At 71.4% G+C, this 4,129-nt stretch carries 4 protein-coding genes; all 4 read right to left on the reverse strand.

Going from position 1 to position 4,129, the window contains the following annotated elements; genetic code table 11:
- A partial coding sequence (locus AOK24_RS48685) for a hypothetical protein (protein ID WP_159051990.1) occupies positions 1 to 282 on the reverse strand: 282 nt, incomplete at its 3' end.
- A gap of 625 nt (positions 283 to 907) precedes the next feature.
- Complete coding sequence (locus tag AOK24_RS26620) at positions 908 to 1,915, reverse strand: L-idonate 5-dehydrogenase (RefSeq protein ID WP_055722600.1); 1,008 nt, start codon at positions 1,913 to 1,915, stop codon at positions 908 to 910.
- A 14-nt stretch (positions 1,916 to 1,929) separates the two neighbouring features.
- On the reverse strand, positions 1,930 to 2,688 hold the full coding sequence (locus tag AOK24_RS26625; RefSeq protein ID WP_055722601.1) for a glucose 1-dehydrogenase: 759 nt from the start codon (positions 2,686 to 2,688) through the stop codon (positions 1,930 to 1,932).
- Positions 2,689 to 2,698: 10 nt separating this feature from the next.
- Positions 2,699 to 4,096, reverse strand: coding sequence for a GntT/GntP/DsdX family permease (locus AOK24_RS26630; RefSeq protein ID WP_055722602.1), 1,398 nt, complete (start codon positions 4,094 to 4,096; stop codon positions 2,699 to 2,701).
- Between the last annotated feature and the right edge of the window lie 33 nt (positions 4,097 to 4,129).

Below are 4,129 nucleotides of genomic sequence, written 5' to 3' on the forward strand. Positions count from 1 at the left end.
CCCGCCCCGCGCCCCGCGCCGGAACGCCAGCAACTCGCCCAACACCCGTTGCGCGGCAACCCCCTTGCAACTGACCCCGCGCACCGGCTCGGACGCCTCCGCCCAACTCCCGCCCTCACCCCGCGCAGCGAGACACGCGTGCGCCAACGCCTTCAACACCCGCCACTCGTCCCCGAGTTCACCCCCGGGGATCATCCCCAACGCCTCCCGGCACCGCGCCGGGGACCGCAGCACGTCGTACACGCTGTCCGGATCGGCCAGCCGGTCCGCGTCGGGCGACACCGGCCCCGGCGGTAGCCAGGAGACCGCGACAACACGCGGCGTACGACCGGGACTTGGCGTGGGAAGAGCCGACGCCTCAGGAGTCACGGAAGGCGCGGGCGTACTCCGCCCGACCGTGCCCCCCTCCAGCCCACTGATCCGAGGCGCCGGAGAAGAAGTGACCGCAGGCGTCGACCGCACCGCCGAGGAACTGGCCTCCGGCACCACACCCCCGCCCCGCACCCGAGGCGTGTCCCCCTCCTGAAGCGCCACGGTCACCACCGCCACGGCCCCCGCGAGCAGCACCGCCGAGATCCGTGTCCCCAGCGAAATCCCCATGACGTCCCCCCAGTCGTCACCCACCATCATGCGCCGCCCCACCCCACACCGAAACCTGCCCCACGACGCCGGGCACGAGGAAGCCTTACGAAACCGGCGAGCAGACAAGGGAGTTCGCCTCACCCCGCTGAAACCGGCGAGTAGACAAGGGAGTTAGCCCCGCCCCAGTGAAACCGGCGAGCAGGCCGGGGAGTTCACCCAGCCCCGCCGAAATCGGCGAGCGAGCCGCAGAGTTCACCCCACCCCGCTGAAACGACCGAGCGGGCCAGGGAGTTCACCCCGGCCCGCTCGCTCCAAGAGACCGCCCTCAGCCCCCGAAGTCCAGCAGCACCTTGCAGGACCGCCCCCGGTCGGCGGCGAGGGTGAACGCCGACTCCGCCTCCTCGACCGGCACCACCGCGCTCACCAACCCGTCGAACGAGGGCTGAACGGCAAGGAGTTGCAGCGCCTCGTCGAACTCCGTGTCGAAGCGGAACGCCCCGCGCAGCTCGATCTCCCGGCTGACGACGAGGTTCCCGGCGAAGGAACTCTGCCCGGCCGGCAGCATCCCGAGCTGCACGACGACCCCGCCCCGCCGGACGAGCCGCAGACACGTGTCGAGCCCGGCGGCGACCCCGGACGCCTCGATGGCGACGTCGACTTCCGCGGGCCACCCGGGATCTGACGGATCGTCGGCGCGTACCACGTCGGAGGCGCCCGCGATCCGCCCGAACTCCAGCGCGGCGGGCAGCAGATCGGTCACCGTCACCCGCGCCGCCCCGGCGGCCTTCGCGGCGGCGACGACCAGGCACCCGATCGGCCCGGCCCCGGTCACCAGCACATGCCGCCCCCGCACGTCCCCGGCCCGCCGCACGGCGTGCAGCGCGACGGACAGCGGCTCGGCGAGAGCGGCCCGCCGCAGCTCCAGCCCGTCCGGCAGCACCCTCAACTGCCCCTGCGGCACGGCGATCCGCGCCGCGAACCCGCCCTGGACGTGCGGCGTGCGCGCCGCGCTGCCCAGGTACCGCGTGTCCCGGCAGACATGGCGCCGCCCGTCCACGCACTCCGGACACACCCCGCACGGAGTCGCCGGATGCACGGCGACCGACTGCCCCTCGTAGGGCCCCGACAGCGCCGTACCGACGACCTCGTGCCCCAGGACCATCGGCTCCTTGAGCCGGAAGTCGCCGACCCCGCCGTGGCGCCAGTAGTGCAGGTCGGAACCGCAGACCCCGCCGTAGCGCACGGCGACCAGCGCCTGTCCGGGTCCCGGCTCGACCGGCGTCAACTCCTCGACGCGCAGGTCGCCTTGAGCGTGGATGACACAGCCCAGCATCCGCGTTCCCCCGTTCACAGCACGCTCGTCATGCCGCCGTCGACGTACAGGATCTGCCCGCTGACGAAGTCCGCCGCCGGGGAGGCGAGGAACAGCACCCCGCCGACCAGGTCCTCGGTACGGCCCCAGCGTCCGGCCGGGGTCCGCCTGCGTACCCAGGCGCTGAACTCCTCGTCGTCCACGAGGGCTTGGGTGAGTTCCGTCTCGATGTAGCCGGGCCCGAGCCCGTTGACCTGGACGCCGGACGGCCCCCAGTCCGCGCACATGCCCTTGGTCAGCATCTTCAGCGCGCCCTTGGTCGCCGCGTACGGCGCGATGCCGGGCCGCACGACCTCGCTCTGCAACGAGCAGATGTTGACGATCTTCCCGTGCCCGCGCGCGGTCATGTACCGGGCGGCCTCGCGGCCCACGAGGAACGCGCTGGTGAGGTTGGTGTCCAGGACGCGGTGCCAGTCGGAGTCGGTGAACTCCAGGAGCGGGGCCCGCAGTTGCATCCCCGCGTTGTTGACGAGGATGTCGAGCGGACCGACGCGCTCCTCGACGTCCTTGATCCCGGCGGCGACCGAGGGGCCGTCGGTCACGTCGAAGACCGCGGTGTGGACCTTGCCGGGCAGCTCGCGCGCCGCCTCGGCCAGCCGCCGTTCGTCCCGCCCGTTGAGGACGACCGTGCAGCCCGCTTCCGCGAGACCCCGGGCGAGCGCCAGGCCGATACCCCGGCTGGACCCGGTGACGAGCGCGGTCCTGCCGGTGATGTCGAAGAGAGGATGAGTCATCGGCGTACCCCTAGAGGACCAGAGACAGAAGGAAGACCAGGCCACCCGCGACCACGGAGATGACCGTCTCCATGACGGACCAGGTCTTGAGGTTCTGGCCGACGCTCAGCCCGAAGTACTCCTTGACCATCCAGAAACCGGCGTCGTTGACGTGGCTGAAGAAGAGGGAGCCCGCGCCGATCGCGAGGACCAGCAGGGCCGCGTGCGCGGTGGACATGTCGGCGGCGAGGGGCGCCACCAGACCGGCCGCCGAGACGGTCGCGACCGTCGCCGAACCCGTCGCCAGCCGGATCGCGACCGCGATCAGCCAGGCCAGCAGGATCGCCGAGATCGACCAGTCCTCGGAGATCTCCAGGACCATCTGGCCGACGCCGGAGTCGATCAGCGTCTGCTTGAAGCCGCCGCCCGCGCCGACGATCAGCAGGATGCCGGCCATCGGCGCGAGGCTCTTCTCGACCAGCTCGTTCAGCCGCTGCTTCGAGAACCCGGCCGGGCGGCCGAGCGTGAAGATGCCGACCAGGACGGCCGACAGCAGCGCGATCAGCGGCGAGCCGACGACGTCGAAGACCCGCTGGACGGTGTTCTCCTTGTCGTCGATCACGATGTCGACCAGCGCCTTGGACAGCATCAGGACGACCGGCAGCATGATCGTGAACAGGGTCACGCCGAAGCTCGGACGCTTCTCCAGGTCCTCCGACGGCTGCTGGGGGACCATCTTGTCCGGCGCCTGCACGTCGACCCAGCGGGCCGCGTACCGCGAGAACACCGGGCCCGCGATGATCACCGTCGGGATCGCCACCAGCACGCCGAGCGCCAGCGTGACGCCCAGGTTCGCGCCGACCGCGTCGACCGCGACCAGCGGGCCGGGGTGCGGCGGGACCAGGCCGTGCATCACGGACAGGCCGGCCAGCGCCGGGATGCCGATCCGCATCAGCGAGTAGTTGCCGCGCTTGGCGACCATCAGCACGACCGGGATCAGCAGCACGACGCCGACCTCGAAGAAGAGCGGCAGGCCGATCACCGAGGCGATCAGGACCATCGCCCACGGCATGCTCCTGCCGTTCGCCTTCGCGAGGATCGTGTCGACGATCTGGTCGGCGCCGCCGGAGTCCGCGAGCAGCTTGCCGAGGATCGCGCCCAGCGCGATCAGCACGCCGACGCTGGCGACCGTCGAACCGAGGCCGGAACTGAAACTCGAGATCGCCTTGTCCAGCGGCGCCCCGGCGAACGCGCCCAGCGCGAGCGTGCCGATGGTCAGCGACAGGAAGGCGTGGAGCTTGAACTTGGTGATGAGCAGGACGATGACGGCGATGCCCGCCAGCACGGCGATACCGAGCTGAGCGTGCCCGGCCGAGGTGATCGGCTCTGGCGCGTCCGCTGCCAGCATCTCGACGCTGAGTCTGGTCACGGGGGTCCCTTACGGAGACGGGGAGGGGTGGAC

The organism is Streptomyces niveiscabiei, assembly GCF_001419795.1.
Classification (GTDB): Bacteria; Actinomycetota; Actinomycetes; order Streptomycetales; family Streptomycetaceae; genus Streptomyces; species Streptomyces niveiscabiei.